At 73.6% G+C, this 19,243-nt stretch carries 16 protein-coding genes and 3 pseudogenes; 7 read left to right on the top strand and 12 right to left on the bottom strand.

Features of this window, described 5'->3' with window-relative positions; translation table 11 throughout:
• Positions 1 to 641 precede the first annotated feature (641 nt).
• The 3 genes and pseudogenes from ABGB06_RS26295 to ABGB06_RS26305 form a co-directional block, all read right to left on the bottom strand.
• Positions 642 to 2,075: an arylsulfotransferase family protein gene (locus tag ABGB06_RS26295; RefSeq protein ID WP_347593662.1), complete on the bottom strand. Its 1,434-nt coding sequence runs from the start codon at positions 2,073 to 2,075 to the stop codon at positions 642 to 644.
• A gap of 377 nt (positions 2,076 to 2,452) precedes the next feature.
• Positions 2,453 to 3,082: pseudogene (locus ABGB06_RS26300) on the bottom strand (lytic polysaccharide monooxygenase); the annotation flags it as partial.
• Positions 3,083 to 3,951: 869 nt separating this feature from the next.
• Positions 3,952 to 5,169, bottom strand: a complete 1,218-nt coding sequence (locus tag ABGB06_RS26305; RefSeq protein ID WP_347593664.1) for an MFS transporter — start codon at positions 5,167 to 5,169, stop codon at positions 3,952 to 3,954.
• Positions 5,170 to 5,617: 448 nt separating this feature from the next.
• On the opposite strand from ABGB06_RS26305, the gene ABGB06_RS26310 reads away from it, so the two are divergent.
• Together ABGB06_RS26310 and ABGB06_RS26315 are read left to right on the top strand one after the other, a co-directional pair.
• Positions 5,618 to 6,394, top strand: a complete 777-nt coding sequence (locus tag ABGB06_RS26310) for a methyltransferase domain-containing protein (protein WP_347593666.1) — start codon at positions 5,618 to 5,620, stop codon at positions 6,392 to 6,394.
• A 93-nt stretch (positions 6,395 to 6,487) separates the two neighbouring features.
• Positions 6,488 to 6,913: a DUF3592 domain-containing protein gene (locus ABGB06_RS26315; RefSeq protein ID WP_347593668.1), complete on the top strand. Its 426-nt coding sequence runs from the start codon at positions 6,488 to 6,490 to the stop codon at positions 6,911 to 6,913.
• Positions 6,914 to 6,930: 17 nt separating this feature from the next.
• On the opposite strand, the gene ABGB06_RS26320 is transcribed toward ABGB06_RS26315, so the two are convergent.
• The 4 genes from ABGB06_RS26320 to ABGB06_RS26335 form a co-directional block, all read right to left on the bottom strand.
• On the bottom strand, positions 6,931 to 7,092 hold the full coding sequence (locus ABGB06_RS26320; protein WP_347593670.1) for a hypothetical protein: 162 nt from the start codon (positions 7,090 to 7,092) through the stop codon (positions 6,931 to 6,933).
• Between the two features lie 46 nt (positions 7,093 to 7,138).
• On the bottom strand, positions 7,139 to 8,005 hold the full coding sequence (locus ABGB06_RS26325; RefSeq protein WP_347593672.1) for a GNAT family N-acetyltransferase: 867 nt from the start codon (positions 8,003 to 8,005) through the stop codon (positions 7,139 to 7,141).
• Positions 8,006 to 8,071: 66 nt separating this feature from the next.
• Complete coding sequence (locus tag ABGB06_RS26330; protein WP_347593674.1) at positions 8,072 to 8,455, bottom strand: DUF393 domain-containing protein; 384 nt, start codon at positions 8,453 to 8,455, stop codon at positions 8,072 to 8,074.
• 48 nt (positions 8,456 to 8,503) lie between these two features.
• Entirely contained in the window at positions 8,504 to 9,196 is a 693-nt protein-coding gene (locus ABGB06_RS26335) for a winged helix-turn-helix domain-containing protein (RefSeq protein ID WP_347593676.1), read from the bottom strand.
• A gap of 65 nt (positions 9,197 to 9,261) precedes the next feature.
• On the opposite strand from ABGB06_RS26335, the gene ABGB06_RS26340 reads away from it, so the two are divergent.
• Positions 9,262 to 10,821 (top strand): isocitrate lyase/phosphoenolpyruvate mutase family protein, encoded by a 1,560-nt coding sequence (locus ABGB06_RS26340; protein WP_347593678.1) that lies wholly within the window; start codon positions 9,262 to 9,264, stop codon positions 10,819 to 10,821.
• Here ABGB06_RS26340 and ABGB06_RS26345 read toward each other — a convergent pair.
• Entirely contained in the window at positions 10,810 to 11,241 is a 432-nt protein-coding gene (locus ABGB06_RS26345; RefSeq protein ID WP_347593680.1) for a DUF6196 family protein, read from the bottom strand. The two genes, ABGB06_RS26340 and ABGB06_RS26345, sit on opposite strands and share 12 nt — an antisense overlap.
• A 163-nt stretch (positions 11,242 to 11,404) precedes the next feature.
• On the opposite strand from ABGB06_RS26345, the pseudogene ABGB06_RS26350 reads away from it, so the two are divergent.
• Together ABGB06_RS26350 and ABGB06_RS26355 are read left to right on the top strand one after the other, a co-directional pair.
• A pseudogene (locus tag ABGB06_RS26350) lies at positions 11,405 to 11,749 on the top strand (dihydrofolate reductase family protein); the annotation flags it as partial.
• A 139-nt stretch (positions 11,750 to 11,888) separates the two neighbouring features.
• The gene (locus ABGB06_RS26355; RefSeq protein ID WP_347593682.1) at positions 11,889 to 12,884 is read left to right on the top strand and encodes an aminoglycoside phosphotransferase family protein; all 996 of its coding nucleotides are present in this window, start codon (positions 11,889 to 11,891) and stop codon (positions 12,882 to 12,884) included.
• Positions 12,885 to 12,947: 63 nt separating this feature from the next.
• Here ABGB06_RS26355 and ABGB06_RS26360 read toward each other — a convergent pair.
• From ABGB06_RS26360 to ABGB06_RS26375, 4 genes and pseudogenes are all read right to left on the bottom strand, one after another.
• Positions 12,948 to 13,097 (bottom strand): annotated as a pseudogene (locus tag ABGB06_RS26360) (VOC family protein); the annotation flags it as partial.
• 319 nt (positions 13,098 to 13,416) lie between these two features.
• The gene (locus tag ABGB06_RS26365) at positions 13,417 to 14,274 is read right to left on the bottom strand and encodes a TIGR03619 family F420-dependent LLM class oxidoreductase (RefSeq protein ID WP_347593684.1); all 858 of its coding nucleotides are present in this window, start codon (positions 14,272 to 14,274) and stop codon (positions 13,417 to 13,419) included.
• A 47-nt stretch (positions 14,275 to 14,321) separates the two neighbouring features.
• Positions 14,322 to 14,942: a class I SAM-dependent methyltransferase gene (locus ABGB06_RS26370; protein WP_347593686.1), complete on the bottom strand. Its 621-nt coding sequence runs from the start codon at positions 14,940 to 14,942 to the stop codon at positions 14,322 to 14,324.
• 65 nt (positions 14,943 to 15,007) lie between these two features.
• Positions 15,008 to 15,205, bottom strand: a complete 198-nt coding sequence (locus ABGB06_RS26375; RefSeq protein WP_347593688.1) for a hypothetical protein — start codon at positions 15,203 to 15,205, stop codon at positions 15,008 to 15,010.
• Between the two features lie 300 nt (positions 15,206 to 15,505).
• On the opposite strand from ABGB06_RS26375, the gene ABGB06_RS26380 reads away from it, so the two are divergent.
• Together ABGB06_RS26380 and ABGB06_RS26385 are read left to right on the top strand one after the other, a co-directional pair.
• The gene (locus ABGB06_RS26380; RefSeq protein ID WP_347593690.1) at positions 15,506 to 16,846 is read left to right on the top strand and encodes a hypothetical protein; all 1,341 of its coding nucleotides are present in this window, start codon (positions 15,506 to 15,508) and stop codon (positions 16,844 to 16,846) included.
• A gap of 168 nt (positions 16,847 to 17,014) precedes the next feature.
• Positions 17,015 to 19,099, top strand: coding sequence for a restriction endonuclease (locus ABGB06_RS26385; protein ID WP_347593692.1), 2,085 nt, complete (start codon positions 17,015 to 17,017; stop codon positions 19,097 to 19,099).
• Positions 19,100 to 19,243: the final 144 nt, after the last annotated feature.

Below are 19,243 nucleotides of genomic sequence, written 5' to 3' on the forward strand. Positions count from 1 at the left end.
CCGCGGTGAACGGAGGTGGAACACGGAGAGCCGGCGGGGGGAGCCGACTCACCGGGACTGCGGAGCACGTGCAGACCGCACAGGTGCGAGTTGCCTCCAGCAAACCCCTACAGAGCCCCTCGGGGAGGTCGGTGACGATCGACCATCCATGCCGCAGCCGACTGAGGGAAGGGCTCTCGAATCGACTGCCGTTCGACGATGCTCGCGTTCCCGCATGATGGATGCGGCTGGCCGGGAATGCGGCACTGCCGGACCCGGGATGACGGTGGCCCGAACCGTTCCGCGGGTTCGGGTCGCCGCCTTCTCAAGTCCGTCGAGGCGTTGTGTGGAAGCGCTCCCATGTTAGGGCGAGGTAAATGCGCTGTGAAGAGGTACCGGCGTTCGTCGCAAAGCCGGCCGATATATGACCACAGGGGTTGGTCATCGCGCCGGAAAATGTCGCCCGGACGGGCATCATGACCGGAAAATCCTGACGTAAGCGAAGCGCTGCCTTCCGGTCCTGCCAGTCCGGAGTGTGGCGTTGCGCACAGTTCTCGTCGTTCTTCCCGCCATTCGGGAGTCGCTCCGACCCGGGGGCGTCCCGGCCGCCGCCTCGGCCAGGACGTCATGGCGCACCGTGGTTCCGGTGCGTCACATGAGCACTACTCGGAGATGGTCGGGGTCTGCCCGGCGACGAGCGTCCGGCTGTCCAACACCGTGCCGCCGGCGTCCAGGGCGCTGATCCGGTAGACCTCCGCATCTCCCGCGGAGACCCGCGTGTCGGTCTCGAACCCGGCCCTGGCGACCGTCTCCACCGTGCTGAGGGTACCCGCCGAGTCGCCGGCCTCGATGCGCCAGCTTTCCACCTCGGTGGCGCCGTTCCAACTCATGTGGACCGACCGGGTGCCGTCCTCGGCCGGTTCGCTCCAGGCGACGTCGGGCGCGGTGGTCGGGGTGCCCACCCAGTCCGAACGCTCGGCCCGGTAGGTCCAGTTGCTCCCCTCCAGACTGGCCGTGAAGACCGTCTGGTCGCCGACGAACTCCACCATCTCCCCGGTGTTGCCGTAGTCCACCAGGTGGTTGCCGTTGTCCAGCAGCCGGTTGGAGCCGGTGTACAGGGCACTCAGCGGGCTGTTCGGCTGGAGGTCCTCGACCAGCCGGGCCGTCATGGCCGTCTCGTCGAGCTCCCAGACCGAACCCCGGGAGTACGACGGGTTGCGCCCGTTGCCGTTGTCGAACGCCGACAGGCGCCCGTCGGGCAGTCGCAGCGCGTCGTGCTGGTAGCTCGGCCGTTGCGACTGGTCGGGGAAGGTGAAGTCGCTGCGCTCACCGCCGAACCGCCAGATGATGTCGCCCGTGTCGTGGTCCACCTTGTACACGGTGCTGGTGTTGCGGGCACCGATGAGAATGCTGCCGTCGGTGTCGTAGGCCAGCGAGTTGATGTGGATCCAGTCGACGAACGGCGCCGTCAGCGGTTCCGTGGTCTCGTCGATCGGGACCTGTTCCAGGGAGTCCCACTCGAAGGTGACCTGGTTCGTCGCCAGGTCGATCTCCTGGACCACGCCGTTGATCACCTGCGCGTTGGCCGAACCGCCCCACGGCCTGAGGTCGTAGGGCGTGGTGACGTAGGACATCAGCAGGACGCGCGAGCCGTCGGGGCTCATCTTCATGTCGTGCAGGTCGGTCGCCATGCCCGGTATGGAGAAGGACGCCACCTCCTGGTACGACGAGTTCAGCACCTGGTACTCGGACTGGCCCCCGCTGCTGAAGTGCACGGCGAGCGCGGGCTCTCCCTGCCAGGTGATCTCGTGGAGGTTGTTGTAGGCGCCCTCCGCGTACCAGACGAGCTGCCCGCTGTTGTCGTAGATGGCCGCGCCCGAGCCGCCGTAGCCGGCGCCGGGAGTGGTCAGCAACAGGCCCGGGTCCACCTGACCGGTGGTGTTGGTGGTCAGGGTCGGAGCGGCGAGGGCGATGTCGGGGCGTGACTCGAAGGTCACGCCGTCCGCCGTGGTCTGCTGTTCCACGGCGCCGGCGGAGGCGGTGAACGGCAAGGCGAGGGCCATCGTGCCGAGCACGACGGCGCTCCTCCACGCCATCCCCGCGTTGGTACATTTCCTGGTTAACTGCTGCGTGCGATGCACGACGTTCCTCCTCGTCGACGAGACACGAACGCGTCGGCGACGGGTCGCCTGGACCCGGCGTCCGCGCGTGTTCAGTCGGCTCGCCGAGAGGACCGGAGCCGCGCGCGGCTTCGGCACTCACGTGATGCTGGTCGGCCCACACCTCCCAATGAGCCACCAGGGCGGCCGACCACGGGGGATGCTACCGGCGCGGGAGATGTCAGGGGAAGACGCCATCGGGCGCCCGCGCCCGGGGCGCGCCGCGCCGCGCCCGGGTGTCAGGGCGCGCGGAGGGACCCGCCGGTGGCCCGGCGGGTCCCTCGTGGATCGCGTCCCCGGTCAGTGCGTCAGAACGTCACCTGGCCGTTGCCTCCGTCGAAGACGACGTCGGAGCAGGAGTAGAAGTTCTCCTGGCTGTCGGACCTGATCCAGTGGATGAAGATCATGGCCTCGCCGCTGCGGTCACTCGGCAGCTGCAGGTTCCAGTAGTAGGCGCCGCCGTTCGAGCCCGCGCCGCCGCGCTGCGGCGGGTCGGTCACGGTCTGGACGAGCTCCAGGTCACTCCAGCCCAGCGACTGGGTGGGGCTCCAGCCGTTGTGGGTGATGTAGACGTCGAAGTCGCCCGGGTGCGCGGCCCAGTTGCTGTACTCGATCTCGATGCTCTGACCCGCGGTGAGGTGAGTCTTGGGCCAGTCGTTGCGCGTGGCGTTGTACGAGGAGAAGTCGTACGGACCGTTGTGGCCGCCGCTGCACAGCTCACCGTCGGGGATGTAACCCTCGGTCTGGCCGCCGCCGTTGGAGTCCAGCACGGCGAACCAGTTGTACAGCGGGGTAGTGCCGGTCTCCGCGACCGCGGCGGCACACGCCGGGTTCGACGGCGTCTGGTTACCGCTCTCGATCATGTCCTGGTAGCACAGGAAGGTGCGAGAGCCCGGCGTCATGGCGACGCCGTGCGCGGAGGCCGGCGTCGGCATGCCCGCCATGATGAGCGCCAGCAGGCCGGCGCCCAGCACGCTGAGCAGGCGCACCCCGCGGAGCGGAGCTTGCTTTCGATCGATGTGTCCAGTGACCATGTGGGGGGATCTCCTCAACCCGTTTCCGGGATCTTCAGCTTGTGTGGGACCGCTCCCGTTTGTGAGGGTTGCCAGTCCACTCTGCGACTGATCCCATCTGCGACTCTTTCCGTGGGAGCGCTCCCGCAACCCCCCACACGGTAGCGCCCGGGGCATCGCCCGTAAACGCCTCGCGCAACATCTCTTGCGGCGGCGCTTGCCGCGCGGTGCTTGCCGCGCCGGGGCGCGGTTGGGCGGTTGCGGCTGGCCGGTGGGGTGATGGGTTGCCGCCGAAGTGGGGTGCGGCTGGTGGTGGAGTGGCTGGTGTGTGCCTGTTCGACGAGGGCGTGTGGATGCCCGGGGATCGCGGATCGGCGATCGCCGGTGCGGCGTTGGCGCGCCGGGTGGACGGCGGTTGGTCGTCGGCGGGTGGTGGCCGGTGTGCGGGGTGCCGCTCCGGGGGTGCGGGTCCGGTCCGGCCTCGGCGCCGGAGGTCGGTGTCCCACGGTGCCGGTTCGTGGGTGGTGAAGCATGGTGTCGGCTGGTTGGGGTGCGGGGCCGGTCCGGTCCGCGGGGGGCGGTGGTGGTGATCGTGCGATGGCCGGTTGGGTGTCGCGGCTCCGGGCGGCGGTTGGTGGCGGTCGGTGGGCGGTGGTGCGTGTCGGTCCCGGTCCGCGGAGCGGTGGTTGGCTCTTGTGGCGGTGGTTGGGTTGGCGTGGCCGGTGCACCGAGGGCCGGGGGCACGGGGGCGTGCAAACGGCGTGCGGAGTCGGTCGTTGTGGGGCCGGGGACGTGTGGCGTCAGGGCGCCTGGCCGGTGGGGGTCTCGTTCCGTCGTCGGGTGGTGTGGGAGAGGGCGAGTGCGAGGGTGAGCAGCAGGAGTCCGGCCGCGGGGGCCTGGGCGAGGGCGGCGGAGGCGCCCCACGTGTCGGTGGCATGCCCGGCGAGGGACGCCGCCAGGGCCGAACCGGCCGCGCTGGCGGAGTTGTTCCAGGCGAAGGCCTGGGTGAGGACGGCCGGATGGACGGACCGTTCCGTGAGCAGGCTCTGGAGGACGAGCGTGGGCGGTATCGCCGCCTCCGTGGCCACCACGGCCGCGCCGAGCCAGACCGCGGACGGCGCGAGCGGCAGCAGCAGCGACGTACCCGTCAGATAGGCCGTGGCGACGACGAGTTGACGGTCCGCCGGAGCGGGAGGCCGGAGCAGCCCGTAGAGCCAGCCGGCGAGCAGCCCGCTGAGGCTGGCGGCGGCGATGATCGGCGCGGCCGCGCCGGGAGTCCCGTTGCTGATGGCGAAGGAGCTCACCGAGACGCCCATCGTGCCGAAGTACAGCCCGATGGCCAGGTTGAGCAGGGCGAGGAGCAGGAACGTCGGCCGCAGCAGCGTCCGTTCGGTGCGGGTGCCCTCGGCGTGTGCGCGGGCGGGTGGGGGAGCGGTGCGGCCCTGGGCGGCCAGCGCACTGCCGCCGCCGAGGATCAGGGCCGCGGCGAGGGCGCTGGCCAGGGCCGGGTTGCCCAGCGCGCCGAGCGAGGCGACCAGTACCGGGCCGAGGAGGAACGCGGTGGCGTTGGCCAGGGACTCCAGGGAGAAGGCGGTGGGCAGTTCGTCGGCCCGTTCACCGCGCAGCAGGTGGGCCCAGCGGGCACCGGACAGGGCGCCGAGCTGGGGGAGGACCGCGCCGGCGCAGGTGGCGGCGGTGATCGCGGCGGTGGGGGTGGCGGACACCAGGACGGCGGCGATGGCCGCGCCGTGGGCGGCGAGGGCGCACGGCAGGACGCGGGTCTGTCCGAAACGGTCGACCAGACGCGCCAGTTGCGGGCCGACGAGGGCCTCGGCGAGGGAGAATCCGGCGGCGGCGAGGCCGGCGGTGCCGTAGGAACCGGTGCGGGCGTGCAGCAACCAGACCAGCCCGAGGCCGGTCATGGCGATGCCGACGCGGCCGACGGCGGCGGCGAGGAAGAAGGCGGCGGCGCCGGGGGTGCGCAGCAGGGGACGGTAGCCGGTGGCGGCGCGGAGCATGGAAGTGTCCTTCGTCGCCGCTGGGCGGGGCGGGCCAGCGCTGGGCCGCCGGCGCCTGAGTGAAGAGATGAGGTGCGGCCCCTGGCCCGCCGAGGGACGTCCAAGACTGCGGTGGGACGGGACACGCGCCCACACCGCCGCCCCGACACCGAGCGGAGGAGAAACGTCGGGCCCGGACCAAGGCGGGCCCGGACGACTCCCCGCACGCTAACAGCACGGCACCGGACGTCGGCAAGCGCTTTACGCACGAGGACGACGCGCGCGTGTCAGGAGGCACGGCCGCGCCCGATGGTGGGCGCCGCCCCTCGCAGCGGACGCCTTCTGGCCACAGCACGCGTGTCGACGCGCGAGATCACGTGCGCCCGTGTCGCTGACCAGCGGCGATCGACGTCCGGTTTCCGCCGCTGGACGCCCGGGACGGAGCCAGGGCGGTTGATTGACTGGTGGCATGACCTCAACCCCGTTCGAGACCGTCGCCCCCGATCCGTTCGTCTACCTCGACCGGCTCGCCGGGAGCGGTCTGGGACGCTTCTACAAGGGGCGCATGCTCGAGGAACTCGACGTCCTGCCGGGCCAGACGGTGCTGGATCTCGGCTGCGGCCCCGGTACCGATCTCGGCCCCCTCGCCGAAGCCGTCACCGCCACCGGTGCGGCGATCGGCGTCGACCACGACCAGGCCGCGGTCGAGGCCGCCCGGGAGCGCACCGCCGGGCAGGACGCGGTCGCCGTTCACCTCGGCGATCTTCACGACCTGCGGCTCGCGGACCACACCGCGGACCGGGCGCGCACCGACCGGGTTCTGCAACACGTCGCCGATCCGGTCCGGGCGCTGCGCGAGGTCCACCGCGTGCTGCGGCCCGGCGGGCGGCTCGTCATGGGCGAACCCGACTGGGACACCCTGGCCATCGACCATCCGGACAGCGACCTGTCGCGCTCCTACACCCGGTACGTCACCGACGAGGTGATTCGCAACGCCCGCATCGGCAGGCAGCTCCCACGACTGGCGGCGGAGGTCGGCTTCGCGGTGCCCAAGGTCGTCGCGGTGACACCCGTCTTCCGAGACGTCCAGGCCGCCGACGAAATACTCGGACTGGAGCGAACCACACGACGGGCGTGCACCGCTGGTTACTTCACCGAGGAGGAGACGCGACGCTGGCTGAACCACCTTGCCGGCGGCTCCTTCCTCGCGGCGATGACGTTCTACATCGTCGTGGCGGAGTCGTAGCCCTCAACCTCACGCCCCGTGCGCCCCGAGGGCTGTCGGTGGGGGGCGTTACGCTGCGTGGAGTGTCACTGGGCTAACGGGGGAGACGGGGCCGTGGAGGGTGGGACGATCGTCGGTTTGTTGCCGGTGTTGTTCGGCGGCTGGCTGGTGGTGGCGGGTGGCCGCGTTCTGCGGCGGATCGCCCGGCTGCGGAGCTCGGCCGGGAAGGCCGAGGGCACGGTGGTCCGGGTGCAGCGCCGCACGCTGACCTCCGGCGGTCACCGGTACCACGCGGAGGTGAAGTGGACCACGGCCGACGGGCGGGAGATGCGGCAGCCCATGCGGATGGGCAAGCGGCAGGAGGAGTTGGACGGGTTCCAGAAGGGTGATCGGGTCCTCGTCAGGTACGACCCGGCCGACCCGTCGGTGATGGAGCTGGAGGGGTGGCGGGACGACATGGGCCCCACCGCCAGCTGGATCATGTGCGCCTTCGGCGCCCTGGTGTGCGTCAGCTCCCTGGCCCAGGCGCTGCTGGGCTGACCCCGCGCCCGGCCGCCCTACTCGGAGTCCAAGACCCGGGGTGGCGCGCCCCGGTCGAACACGACGACTCGTCCGGCGGCGGTGTCGTCGGTGACGAGGGCGAGGACCTGGTCGCACAGCTCGCCGAGCGAGATGAGCGGCGGCTGCCCCGCTCGTTCCTCCTCGCTCAACGCGCCCACCACTGACACCCGCCGGCGGGCGGAGGCCGCGGGGTCGGGTGGGCCCTCAGGCGTCGCGGTGTCGGTCGCGGCGCTCGGGGAGGAGCTGGAAGCCGGCCGACCGGTAGGTGGCGACGCCGCCGACGTTGGCGCTCGGGGTGCAGACGACCGCGCTCGACGAGCCCAGCCGCTGGAGTGCCGCCGCCGCGGCGACGGTGATCGCCCTGCCGTGGCCGTGACCCCGATGGTCCCGGTGCACGCCCACCGGTTCGAGCAGCCCTGGCCTACCGGGACCGGCCGACCACACCGTCGCAGCCGCCACCGCGTTGTCCTGGTCGTCGTACGCGACCAGACACCGGGCGTCGGCGTACGGCGCCCCGGCCGCCATCGCGTGCCAGCGCTGGTCCGTGAACGTCGACCCGTCGAACGACGCCCTCAGTACGGCGGCCCACACGTGCGCCTGCTCCGGCCCGACCGCCTCGGTCCGCACGCCGGGATCCGGCACCGGCTCCGCGAGGTCGCGGCGCAGCGGCGTCCACCGCTCGTCGGCGTACCAGCCGACCTCGGCCAGCAGATCGTGGACCAGCGCCCCGGTGGGCGCCTCGACCTGGACCTTGCCCGCGGGCAGTACGCCGCGCTCCGGCTCGGTCAGGTCCTCGACCACCCGCCGCGCGAGCTCCTCGTCCCGCTGGGCATCAGGCGCGCTCGTCAGCCGCAACACCCTGGGGCCGTCCAGCAGCCCGACGGCGAGAATCCGTCCGTCCCGGCTCCAGGTCCGGACCGCCGCGGCCGTCGCCTCGGCACCGGACCGCCAGAACCAGCCCAGGTCCCCCGGATGCAGCTGCATCGGCGCCTCGTCGTACTGCCATTCCCGCAGCACGCCCACCGCCTCGCTCAGCCCGTCCACTCCCGGCGTGCGTAACCCAACGCTCATGCCCTTCATCACACACCATCGCGCCGACCGTCCGCACCTGGTTTCCGGCCGGCCCACCGGCTCGGCTCAGGGCCGTCGGTCGGCGGGCAGGGCGCAGGCGGCCGTGCCCCCCGGCATCCGGTTGCGGTTGGTGGCGATGATCCGGTACAGGCCGTGAGCGATCCAACGCGTCGGCGGCAGCCGGAGCACCGCACCCAGGACCGGCCATCCGCCGCGCGCGCTCAGCAGGAGCTTCGCGACGGCCTGGGCGCCGCCGTACACCGATCCGTGCGGAGTGACCCACAGCACCTCGTGCTCGGCCCGGCGTTGTGTGACGCCCAGGGTGTCCAGTTCGGCGAACTGCCACGGCGTGACCGCGCAGCGCGGCCTGATCCGCTTCTCGGCGAAGGCCACCGAGGTCGTGCAGAAGCCGCAGTCACCGTCGTACACGAGCACTGGTTCCGTACGCATGCACCCCATGATGCCGCGCCGGGTCCGGGCGGCGGATCCGGGTGGCGCTCACCGCGGCGCGACCGCCGCCCCGAGCAGGTCGCGGAACGCCTCGGCGCCCTCCGGCGTCACCGTGACCGCGCGCCCGGAGCCGACGCGCCGCACCCACCGGCGTTCCAGCGCGGTGGCGCACAGCGCGGCGCCCAGCGCGCCGGCGAGATGCGGCCGGCGCTCCGTCCAGTCCAGGCAGCTCCGCACCAGGGGCCGCCGGGCGCCCGGGGGGTGGCTGAACCCCAGGACGTCGGCCAGCCAGGACCGGCCCGCCGCGGTGACCGCGAGCCCCGAGTCGGCGGCGACCAGCCCCCGGGCGACCATCGCGTCCGCCAGGGCAACGCCCAGCCGCCCCGCCAGATGGTCGTAGCAGGTGCGGGCCCGGGCCTCGGCGCTGAGCCGCACGGATTCGCGCAGGTTCCGCGGGCGCGAGGTGTCCGAGTCCTCCGAGGCGTAGGAGGCGAGGGCCTCGACGAGGGCGGCCGCGTCCGGGCCGGCCAGCCGGACGTAGCGGTGCCGGCCCTGGCGCTCCTCGGTCAGCAGGCCGCCCGCGACGAGGCGGGACAGCTGCTCGCTGGCGGTCGAGGGCCGCACCCCCGCGTGCCGGGCGAGCTCGCCCGCGGTCCAGGCCCGGCCGTCGAGGAGGGCCAGGCAGAAGGCGGCCCGGGTGCGGTCGGCGAACAGACCGGCGGTCTCGGCGAGCGAGGGCATGCGGCCATGATGCCGCAGGGATGGTTCGGCGAGCGCCGAACCGTCGTGGCCGTAGCGTCGGGGCCGTGACGTACCTGACCACGACGCATGTGTTCGACCGCCATGAGGACCTGCGGGCAGCGCTCGCCGACCCGGCGCTCGTCCCCGAGCCGGCCGCGGACGCCGGTGAGCCGGGGACGAGTGCCGCGTGGCTGCGCGCCACCGTGGCCCGGTTCAGCTCGGGTGCGCCGCACCGCCGCCGGCGGGCCCTCGTCGAGGCGGAACTGGCCCGGCTGGACCCCGCCGCGCTGCGCCGGGCGGCCGCGGCCGGTTCCGACGGGGAGACCCGGGTGCGGGTGGTGCGCGCCCTCGCCGAGGCGCTGGGGATGCCCGAGCCCGGCGCGGTCGCGGTGGCGGTGACCGTGGTGGCCGGCGCCTACTTCGGGGGCGCGGACGAGGCCACGACCGCGACCGCGGACCAGGCGGTGGCCGGGCTGGTGGCGCTCCTGGTGCCGGGGGAGCGGCGGGACGAGGCCGCGCTGGAGGCCGCCGCCCACCGCATCGGGCTGCTGGTGCAGGCCTGCGCGGCGACGGCCGCGCTGGTCGATGCCGCGGCCGCCGGCGACGCACCGCTGGCCCGGGTGCTCAGGGAGGACCCGCCGGTGCCGACCCTGCGCCGGATCGCCGCCCGCGCCACCCGGGTCGCCGGTCGGGACATCGCCGCGGGCGATCTGGTGCTCCTCGACGTCGCGACCGCCCAACGCGCGCACCCGGTGCCCCTCACCTTCGGCGCGCCGCCGCGGGCCTGCCCCGGCCGGGCGCACGCCCTCGCCCTGGCCGACGGCCTGCTCGGGCGCCCGCTGACCCCGTTCGCCCGCCTGCACCACCAGGCCGCGCCGCTGCTGCTGCCCAACGCCTGGGACCACGCCTCCGCCGCCGCCCTGGCGGCCCAGGGCTTCCCGGCGATCGGCACCACGAGCCTGGGCGTGGCCGCGGCCGCCGGACTGCCGGACGGGGCGTCCGCGACCCGCGACGCGACTCTGGCGCTGGCCCGCCGGCTCGGACAGGGCCCGTACCTGTTCACCGTCGACGCCGAGGGCGGCTTCAGCGACGATCCGGAGGACGTCGCCGAGCTGGCCCGAACGCTGCACGACGCCGGCGCCGCAGGGATCAACCTGGAGGACGGCCGCCCGGACGGCACACTGGCCCCCGTGGAGCTGCACACGGCGAAGATCGCCGCCGTGAAGGCCGCCGCGCCGGCGCTGTTCGTGAACGCCCGCACCGACACGCACTGGTTCGGACGCGACGAGGACGACACCGCGACGCGCCTCGCGACGTACGAACAGGCCGGCGCGGACGGCGTCTTCGTGCCCGGGCTGACGGACCCCGACGGGATCGCCGCGCTGACGGCGCTGCTCGTCGTCCCCCTGAACATCCTCTACACGCCGACCGGTCCCACCGTCGCCGAACTGGCCGCCCTCGGCGTGCGCAGGATCAGCCTCGGCTCGCTGCTCTACCGCGACGCCCTGGCGGCGGCCGTGACCACCGCGACCGCCATCCGCGACGGCCGCTCCCCGGACCCCGGGGCCCTCACCTACTCCTACGCGGACGTCCAGGCGCTCCGGAGCGGCGGGTCAGGCGCGTAGCGACCTGACGACCGCGACGGCCTGGTCCAGCAGCTCGACGGGACAGCCCCAGTAGTCGTAGATGCCGCCGCGGGCGCGGTTGCTGCCGCAGACGACGAACACGCCCGTGCCGAGCTCGGCCTTGAGGTGGGTGGCCAACCAGCCGACGAAACCGCTGTTGTCCACCTGGCCGGGGAAGTGGAAGGAGAAGATTCCGAAACACTCGACACCGTCGCGTTCCTGGCCGAGCGGAACCAGGCGGCTCCAACTCTCCCGGTCCCGAACGACCGCCAGTGTCTCGCCGGTGAGCGCCGGCGGCTGGTCGGCCGGCGACTCCTCGAAACACCAGACGCCGTCGTGCACGACGAGGTCGGCCTGGGAGAGCACCCGGCGGAGCCGCTCGTGCGTCTGCTCCGCGGTCTCCACGCTCACACTGACCATCAGCGAGTCCCTCGATCCGTGACGCCGCGATCCCACCCGGGGATCCTGACAGGACAACCGTCGTCGCAACGCCCTCGCGCGCTCGGCAGTTCCGTACTCGGGGCATCCCCGGTCCCCACCGGGGCGGCGCGGAGTCCAAGGTGAGTGACCCGGTGAACACCCGGTGCGGAACCTGCCGACATCGGTGGTGTCGACGACCCTCGAAGGCCCCCTGGACTGGCCGGACGCGACTCTCGTGAGCGATGACGCCGTCGACGTCGTGGCCCGGCTGAAGGAGGAGTCGGAGGTGCCGTTGCGCTCGCACGGCAGCCTGTCGTTGAACCGGGCGCTGATGGCCGCCGGACTGGTCGACCGCGTCCAGGTGACCATCTTCCCGGTGATCAGCGGACAGACCGGGGCGGACCCGATCTTCCGCGGCGCGGCCGACCTCGACCTCGAACTGCTCGAGAGCCGGACGCTCGACGGCCGCACCCAGGAGCTGATCTACCGGCCCACCCGGCACGGCTGAGCCGGTCGTGCCGTTCGCCTGGCCACGCGCACTGGCCGCCCGGGGTGGGCGCCGTGCCGGTGGGGGCTCCGACTGAGCGGCACAGCCGTCGCCCGGAAACCCTTCGCGCGTGCCACCGTCCGGATGGTGGGGTGGCACGGTGACCAACCACGACGGAGCGGCGGCTGTCCGACCGTTGACGCGGGCCTGGGTGAGCCGGTACCTGGAGGTCGGCGAGCGGATCGTCGGGACCGAGGCGCTGCACGGCGGCATCACCGCCGAGATGCGGCGGCTGACCATCGGCACGCGGGGCGGGGGCACCCGTGACCTGGTGCTGCGGAGCATCGTCGACCCGTTCTACGTGGGGCACGCCGAGGACTCGATGGGCAGGGAGCCGGGCGCCCTGACCCTGCTCGAGGGGACCGACGTGCCGGCCCCTCGTCTGGTCGCGGTCGATCCGACCGCCGCGCACTGCGAGTATCCGTCGCTCCTCATGACACATCTGCCGGGCCGGACGGTCCTCGACGACGAGGGACTGGAGGAGCGGGTACCGCTGCTGGCGCGGCAACTCGTGGCGATCCACGCGCTGCGACCCTCCCCCAGGCCCTGGGGGCCCGGGAGGAACCCCCAACCGCGGCCCCCGAAGTACGTGACGTTGACGACCGCCGACACCGTGGTCGTTCCGGAGGGTGCCGACCCGGCGGCGTGGGCCGCGGCGATCGACGTGATCCGCAAGCCCGCACCGCCGTACGAAGGGCGGTTCCTGCACCGGGACTTCCAACCCGGCAACGTCCTGTTCGACGTGCCGCCCGCCCGCCCCGCGGATGCCCGGATCACCGGCGTCGTCGACTGGGCTGGGACCTCCTGGGGGCCCGCGGATCTCGACGTGGCGCACTGCTCCACCAATCTCGCGCTGCTGCACGGCCCGGAGTGGGGCCCGCGGTTCGCTGACGCCTATGAGGAGGCCGGCGGGGTGCTGGCCGCGGCCGCGAGCGAGCGGCTGTACTGGCAGGTGCGGGACGGGCTGGCGTGTTCGGAGGAGGTGCACCTGGTGTCGCGGCCATGGCGGGAGGCGGGGCGGCCCGAGCTGACGACGGAAGCCGTGGCGGAGCGGCTGGACGCCTACGTCACCTCGCTGATGGACGCGCTGGGCTGAGCCCGAGCGCGTCCGGCCGCGACGTGGGCCGCGATGCGGGCTCCCGACCAGGCGCGGTCCCGGTTACAGGTACGGGCGGGTGATCAGCTCGATCGCGTGGCCGGCGGGGTCCTTGAAGTACACCCCCCGACCGCCGTGCTCGTTGTTGGTCTCGCTCGGGCGTCGCATCCGCGGATCGGCCCAGTGCTCGATGTCGCGATCACACAGCCGCTGGGCGATCAGCCCTCCACCGGGTGGCCAATCCGTGCGTGGCGGGTCGCCGGTCCGGTGTTCACGTCGGGCGACCTTCCGCGGTCTCGCCGGCCGCGACAACGGGACAGCGGTCGGCCGCTGGGGCCTGGCGGTTGTGGCGCACCGCCAGGCCGGCATCGCGCGGTGGTGCGGATGGGCACCACCGTCCGGCTCGCACGGCCCGCACCCGTCTGCCGCTCCACGGACGAGTTCGTGCGCGTACGGTCCCGTTCGGCGGGACATCACGCGCACGATGCGTCGGGACAGGCGTGGTGCGCGAACTGCTGGAGCGCGCGTGGGGTCATCCGGTGCGCCGGGTTCGCGCGCCGTCGGGGGTGGGCGGTCCGGCCGCGATGCGGGACAGCAACCGCTCGTGCGGCGCGCGTCGGGCGCTGAGGTGCTCCAGCCACCAGGTGACGCCGGCCGCCTCGTACGGCGCGAACACGCCGTCCTCCGGCCCGCCGGACACTCCCGTCATGGCCACATCGAAGGGGACATCGGGGCTGGACCCGCGCAGCTCCCGGATGTGGGCGAGGTCCTCGACCAGGCTGGCGGGCGCTCGGGTCATCTCACCCTGCTCGTTGTCGCCGCCGATGATCCAGCCGTCCCAGCGCGCCGCCCGGCGCCGCGCCGCGCGGCTGTCCCCGCCGACCCAGATCGGCACGCGCGGACGCTGGACCGGCAGCGGCGCGAGCGTGACCCCGTCGACGGCGTAGTGCTCGCCCGCGAAGTCGACCGGCTCCCCCCGCCAGAGCGACGTGACGACCTCGAGCGCCTCGTCGAGCATCCCCGCCCGCACCCGCGGCTCCGCCGGCTCCCGGAACGCCGTGAACTCCGCCGGGACCCCGCCGGCCCCCACCCCCAGCACCACCCGGCCGCCGCTGAGCCGGTCGAGGGTGGCGACCGCATGGGCCACGACCGCGGGCCGGCGGCGCGGCAGGGGCGTGACTGCGGGTCCCAGCCGGACGCGTGTCGTCGCCTGCGCCACCGCCGCCAGCAGCACCCAGGGGTCGGCCGACGGCACGCCCCAGGCGAAGGCGAGATGGTCCCAGACGAACACGGCGTCCCACCCGGCGGCCTCGGCCGCCTGCGCCATCTCGACGACCCGGGCCGGCTCGGCGTACTCGCCGAGCGTGCAGATGTCCACGCCGTATCGCATGGCCTCATCGTCCCAACGGGGTCTGACATCCCGTGCGCGCCGGCAAGTCAGCGCGCGAACGCCAGCGAGCTCCAGCGCACGTGCGACCGTCCCAACCGGTCGCCACTCCCGGAGGTGCGGTGCACCAGGCGCAGGCCGGTGCCCGCCGCCAGCGTGATGGTCTCCTCGTCGGAGACGTCGAACATGCGGCGGTCGGTCGGGGGCGGGCCGTGGCGCAGGGAGAGGAGGAGGTGGCCCGCCGGGGCGAGGAGTTCGTGGAGGCGGACGACCGCTCGGGCGCGTTCGGCCTCGTCGAGGTGCATCCAGACGGCGGAGAGCAGGATCAGGTCGAACGGACCCCGCAGGCGCGACAGGGTGGGGAGGGAGTCCGCGAGCCAGACGATCGAGGGATCGGGGTGCAGCCGCCGGGCGACCTGGCGGAGTTGTCGGACGGGCTCGACGGCGGTGACCGCGTAGCCGCGGGCGGCCAGGGCGGCCGCGTCGCGGCCGGTGCCGGCACCGATGTCGGCCGCGGTGGCGGGGCTCGGCGGGAGGAGGGGCAGGAACGCCTGGTGGGCGTCCTCGAAGCCGAGCGACTCGTACTGGTCCGCCAGCCGGTCCGCCGACTCCGCGTAGTAGCGCTGGGCGCCCGGACCGACGAAGTGCCCGTGGTGTTGCTCGTCTGCCATGCGACCAGGCTAGTGACGCTCTTCTGGGACGAGTTCGTGCGCACCCGGTCCCGCTCAGCGGGACGTCACGCGCACGATGTGCCCCGACAACCCGGTGCGCGGGCCCAGAGGGGCACGGGGCGGTCGAGGCAGTCGCGGATGGTGCCCAGGTAGCGGATGTCGGAGACGGCCGGGGGCCGGAGCTCCCGGCCGCAACGGGCGCAGGCGATGCCCTTGAGCTGCCAGAGCGTCAGCCGCGCCGGGTCGACGCCCGGAACGCTCACGCGGTCGGCTCCTCAACACCCGCCGTCGGGCAGGCATGTTCTTCCCGCTCGGCCTCGCTCAACAGCAACCCGCACTCGCAGAAGTCCCGACGCGGCACGGGACGCCGAATGTGCTCCGGCGTCCCGGGCGGCCACTCGATCGGCTCGGGCACGGTGTCTCGCCTCCGGCGGTTCCTTGGGATGCCGACCCCATTTCTCCGCGATCGGCGCGTACGAACAGGTAACTCCGCCTATGGGCCGGCCGGTACCGTTGAGGGATCGGGTGAACGTGAAAGCCATGAAAGCCACCAGGAGTTGCTCTTGGCCCGCGAACCGCGCACGCCCAACACACAGCTGAGCAGGCTGCTCGACCAGGCGCGATGGACCCGAACCCAGTTCGCCCGCGCGGTGAACCGCGTCGGCGCCGAGGCGGGTCTCGAGCTGCGGTACGACCAGTCCGCGGTGTCGCACTGGTTGGCGGGAACGCGCCCCAGACCACAGGTGCGCCCCATCCTCCGCGAGGCGCTGGCCCGCCGGCTCAACCGACCGGTGACCGCTTGGGACATCGGCCTCGCCGACGAACCCGCCGAGGACGACGACCGCATCGCACTCGCCGAACAACTCATCGACATAGGGAGGGACGACATGGATCCGTCACGCCGCAAGGTGATCCAGGCCGGCCTGTACTCGGCGACCCTCAGCGCACCGGCCTTCGCCGACCTCGCCGGCCGCGCCGAGGCGACCGCCGCGGGCCGCACCACGCGGATCGGCGAGGGAGAGGTGCAGACCGTCCGCACGATGACCGAGCGGATCGCGGACATCCTCGACGAGCTGGGCGGCGGCCACGCCCGGCCCATGGCGGCCGCCTTCCTGGTGAACACCGTGGCCCCCTACCTGCGGGCCTCGGCGACGCCCAGCGTCCGCAGCGGCATGCTGTCCGCCGCCGCCGACCTCGTCTACCTGACGGGGTGGATGGCGATGTACGAACGCGATCACGGAGTCGGGCAGCGGTACTACGTCAAGGCCCTGGAACTCGCCGCGGAGGCGGAGGACCACGTCACCTACTGCCGCACCCTCCGCGGTATGAGCCTTCAGGCCACCAGCCTGGGGCACGGGAGGCAGGCCTTGGAGCTGGCGGACTCGGCGGCGGAGGCGTCCCCGGGCGGCGGCCCGCGGCTCGGGGCGTTCCTCGCCGGCCAACAGGCCTACGCGGCCTCGATGACCGGAGACCGGCGACAGGCGTTCGCCCGCCTCGGCGAGGCGGAGACGGCGCTGGGGCGCGCGGATGCCCGGCGGGAGGCGATCGGCGGCTACGACCAGTGCGCCTACCTCTTCCACGTCGCCTCGGTGCTGTACCAGACGGGCGACCTCCCGGGCTCGATCACCACGATGCGGCAGTCCATCCGGGTGCAGCCGCCGCAGGAGCGGCAGGGGCGGGTGCACGCGTACGCGGTCCTGGCCCGGCGGCAGTTCGAGCACGGGCATCTGGAGGCGGCATGCGACAGCTGGCATCGCTTCCTGGACGACTACCAGCTGGTGTCCACGGCCCGAGGCGACGGCCACTTCGAGGCGATGCGCCGCCGGACGCGCCCGCACCGCGACACCCGCGCGGTGCGCGAGCTGCTGGAGCGCGCTCACGGCGTCGCGGCCACGAAGGCGTGAGCTGACCGGGCCCCGCTGGACGCCCTCAGCGACTGCCCTCGTCAAGTCCGGTAAGGACCCCGCGCGTTACATACGCTGGTGGTGGGCAACCAGAAGGCCAGGTCGTTGGTCTTTACGGGGCCCGTCACCGCCGGTGGCCGGGGTGTGGAGGGAAGGGATGCGAGACCGATGAGTCGTCGTTCGGGTGGCACGCTCGGGGCCTGGGCGCAGGCGCAGCGCCAGTTGCAGCGGAGCACGCAGGCCACGCACCGGGCCTGGATCCAGCAGCAGCGCGAGGCGGAACGGCGGCAGCGGGCGTACGAGCGCGAGCAGGCCAGATCGGAACGGGAGCGGCGGGCCGCCTACCGGCGGGGTCGGGAGGATGCCGCCCGGCAGCGGACCGAGGAGCTGGACGCGCGGGTCGCGGAGCTGTCCGGGCTGCTGGTCGCCGGCTGCGCCGCGCCCGCCTTCGATCCGGCGGCGCTGCTGCGGCCCGAGGAGGTGGAGCCGTTCGCGCCCGGGGCGCTCGCCCAGCCGGTCCCGATGCCCGACCCGGCCCGCTACCCGGCGCCGAGTGGCTGGGGCGCGCGGCGGGCGCGGGCCGAGGCCCGGGAGCGTTTCGAGCGCGACTGGCACGCGGCCCAGGCCGCCGAGGTGCGGCGGCAGGCCCAACTGGCCGACTACCGGGAGCGGTACGACCGCTGGGCGGGGGAGCGGCGGGCGGAGACACGCCAGCACAACGCGACCATCCGGCGGCTCCTGGAGGGCCTGCGCGGCGGGCGGACCGAGGCCGTCGTCGAGTACTTCTCCGCCGCGCTCTACGCCTCGACCGGCTGGCCCGAGGGCTTTCCGCGCGGCGTGGAGGCCGCCTTCGACGCGGCGGCCCGGCAGTTGGTGCTGGACTGGGAGCTGCCCCGGTACGACGTGGTGCCGGAGACGAAGGCGGTCAGGTACGTCGCCTCCGCCGACGAGGAGCGGGAGACGGCGCGCCCGGCCACCCAGCGGCGCGCGCTGTACCGCGAGGTGCTGGCCCAGTCCCTGCTGCTCGTGCTGCGCGACCTCTTCGCCGCCGACACCGGCCGGGCCCTGGACTCCGTCGCGCTGAACGGCTTCGTGGACGCCCACGACCCGGCCACCGGCCGCCGCACCCAGGTGGTCCTGGCCGCGGTGACGGTCTCCCGCGACGACTTCGACCGCCTGGCGCTGACCCGGGTGCAGGCCCCCGACTGCCTGGTCGACGGCCTGGGCGGCCGGCTGTCGGCGCGCCCCGACCAGCCGACCGCGGTCCGGCCGGGCCGCCGGCCCACCGACCTCGGCGACGGCGTCGTGACGCTCGGCGAGGACGATCCCGACCTGCTGGAGATGGACCCCGTGGCGTTCGAGCAGTTGGTCGCCGAGCTGTTCCGGGCGCGCGGGATGCAGGCGGTGACCACCCAGCGGAGCAACGACGGCGGCGTGGACGTGGACGCGCTGGACCCCGATCCGGTCAGGGGCGGCCGGATCATCGTGCAGGTGAAGCGCTACCGGGCGACCGTGCCGCCGACCGCCGTGCGGGACCTGTACGGCACCGTGCAGAGCGCCGGCGCGAACAAGGGCATCCTGGTGACCACCTCGGGCTTCGGCCCCGGCTCCTACGCCTTCGCCAACGGCAAGCCGCTGACGCTGATCAGCGGCGCCGAGCTGCTGGGCCTGCTGAGCGAGGCGGGGCTCACGGGGCATCTCGGCGGTGGTCCGGCGCCGGACCGGCGCACCGCGCCCGACCCCGCGCCGGACGAGCCGCCCGGGCTTCCCACGGGCAACGTGCTCGGCGTTTCGTGGCAGGGCGACGTCGCGCTCGACGTGTGCGCGCTGGTCTGCGAGGGCCGGCGGGTGCTCAGCGAGGACCATTTCGTCTTCTACAACAACCCCCGCACGCCCGAAGGGTCGGTGCACTCGGTGCCCGCGCGGGCACCGGACCGGGCGGCGCTGCGCGCCGACTTCGACGCGCTGCCCGACCGGGCGGACCGGCTGGTGCTGGTCGCGGCGATCGACCCGGCGGTGAACGCGGACGCCGACCTGGCGGGCTTCACCGGCGCCCGGATCCGGCTGACGGACGCCGCCGGCGCCGAACTGGACCGGCTGGAGGTGTCCGACGGCCGCCCGGGGGAGACCGCGCTGGTGCTGGGGTCCTTCCGGCGCCGCGACAACGGCGACTGGGCCTTCGTGGTGGGCGGACGCGGCTACCCCGGCGGCCTGGCCGAACTGGTGGGGGACTTCGGCGTCGAGGTCGCCTGAGAGCCACCGGGCCGGGGCCGCCCGCCGGTCGGGAGGTCACCGGTTCCGCGAGCGTCGGCGGTCGCGACGGCGACGGTCCGCCCCCTGGTCCGGCTGGATGTCACAGGACGGGTCGCTGTCTCGTCTCGGGTGTGGAGACCTCGA

It is taken from the genome of Streptomyces sp. B6B3 (genome assembly GCF_039871525.1).
GTDB lineage: Bacteria > Actinomycetota > Actinomycetes > Streptomycetales > Streptomycetaceae > Streptomyces.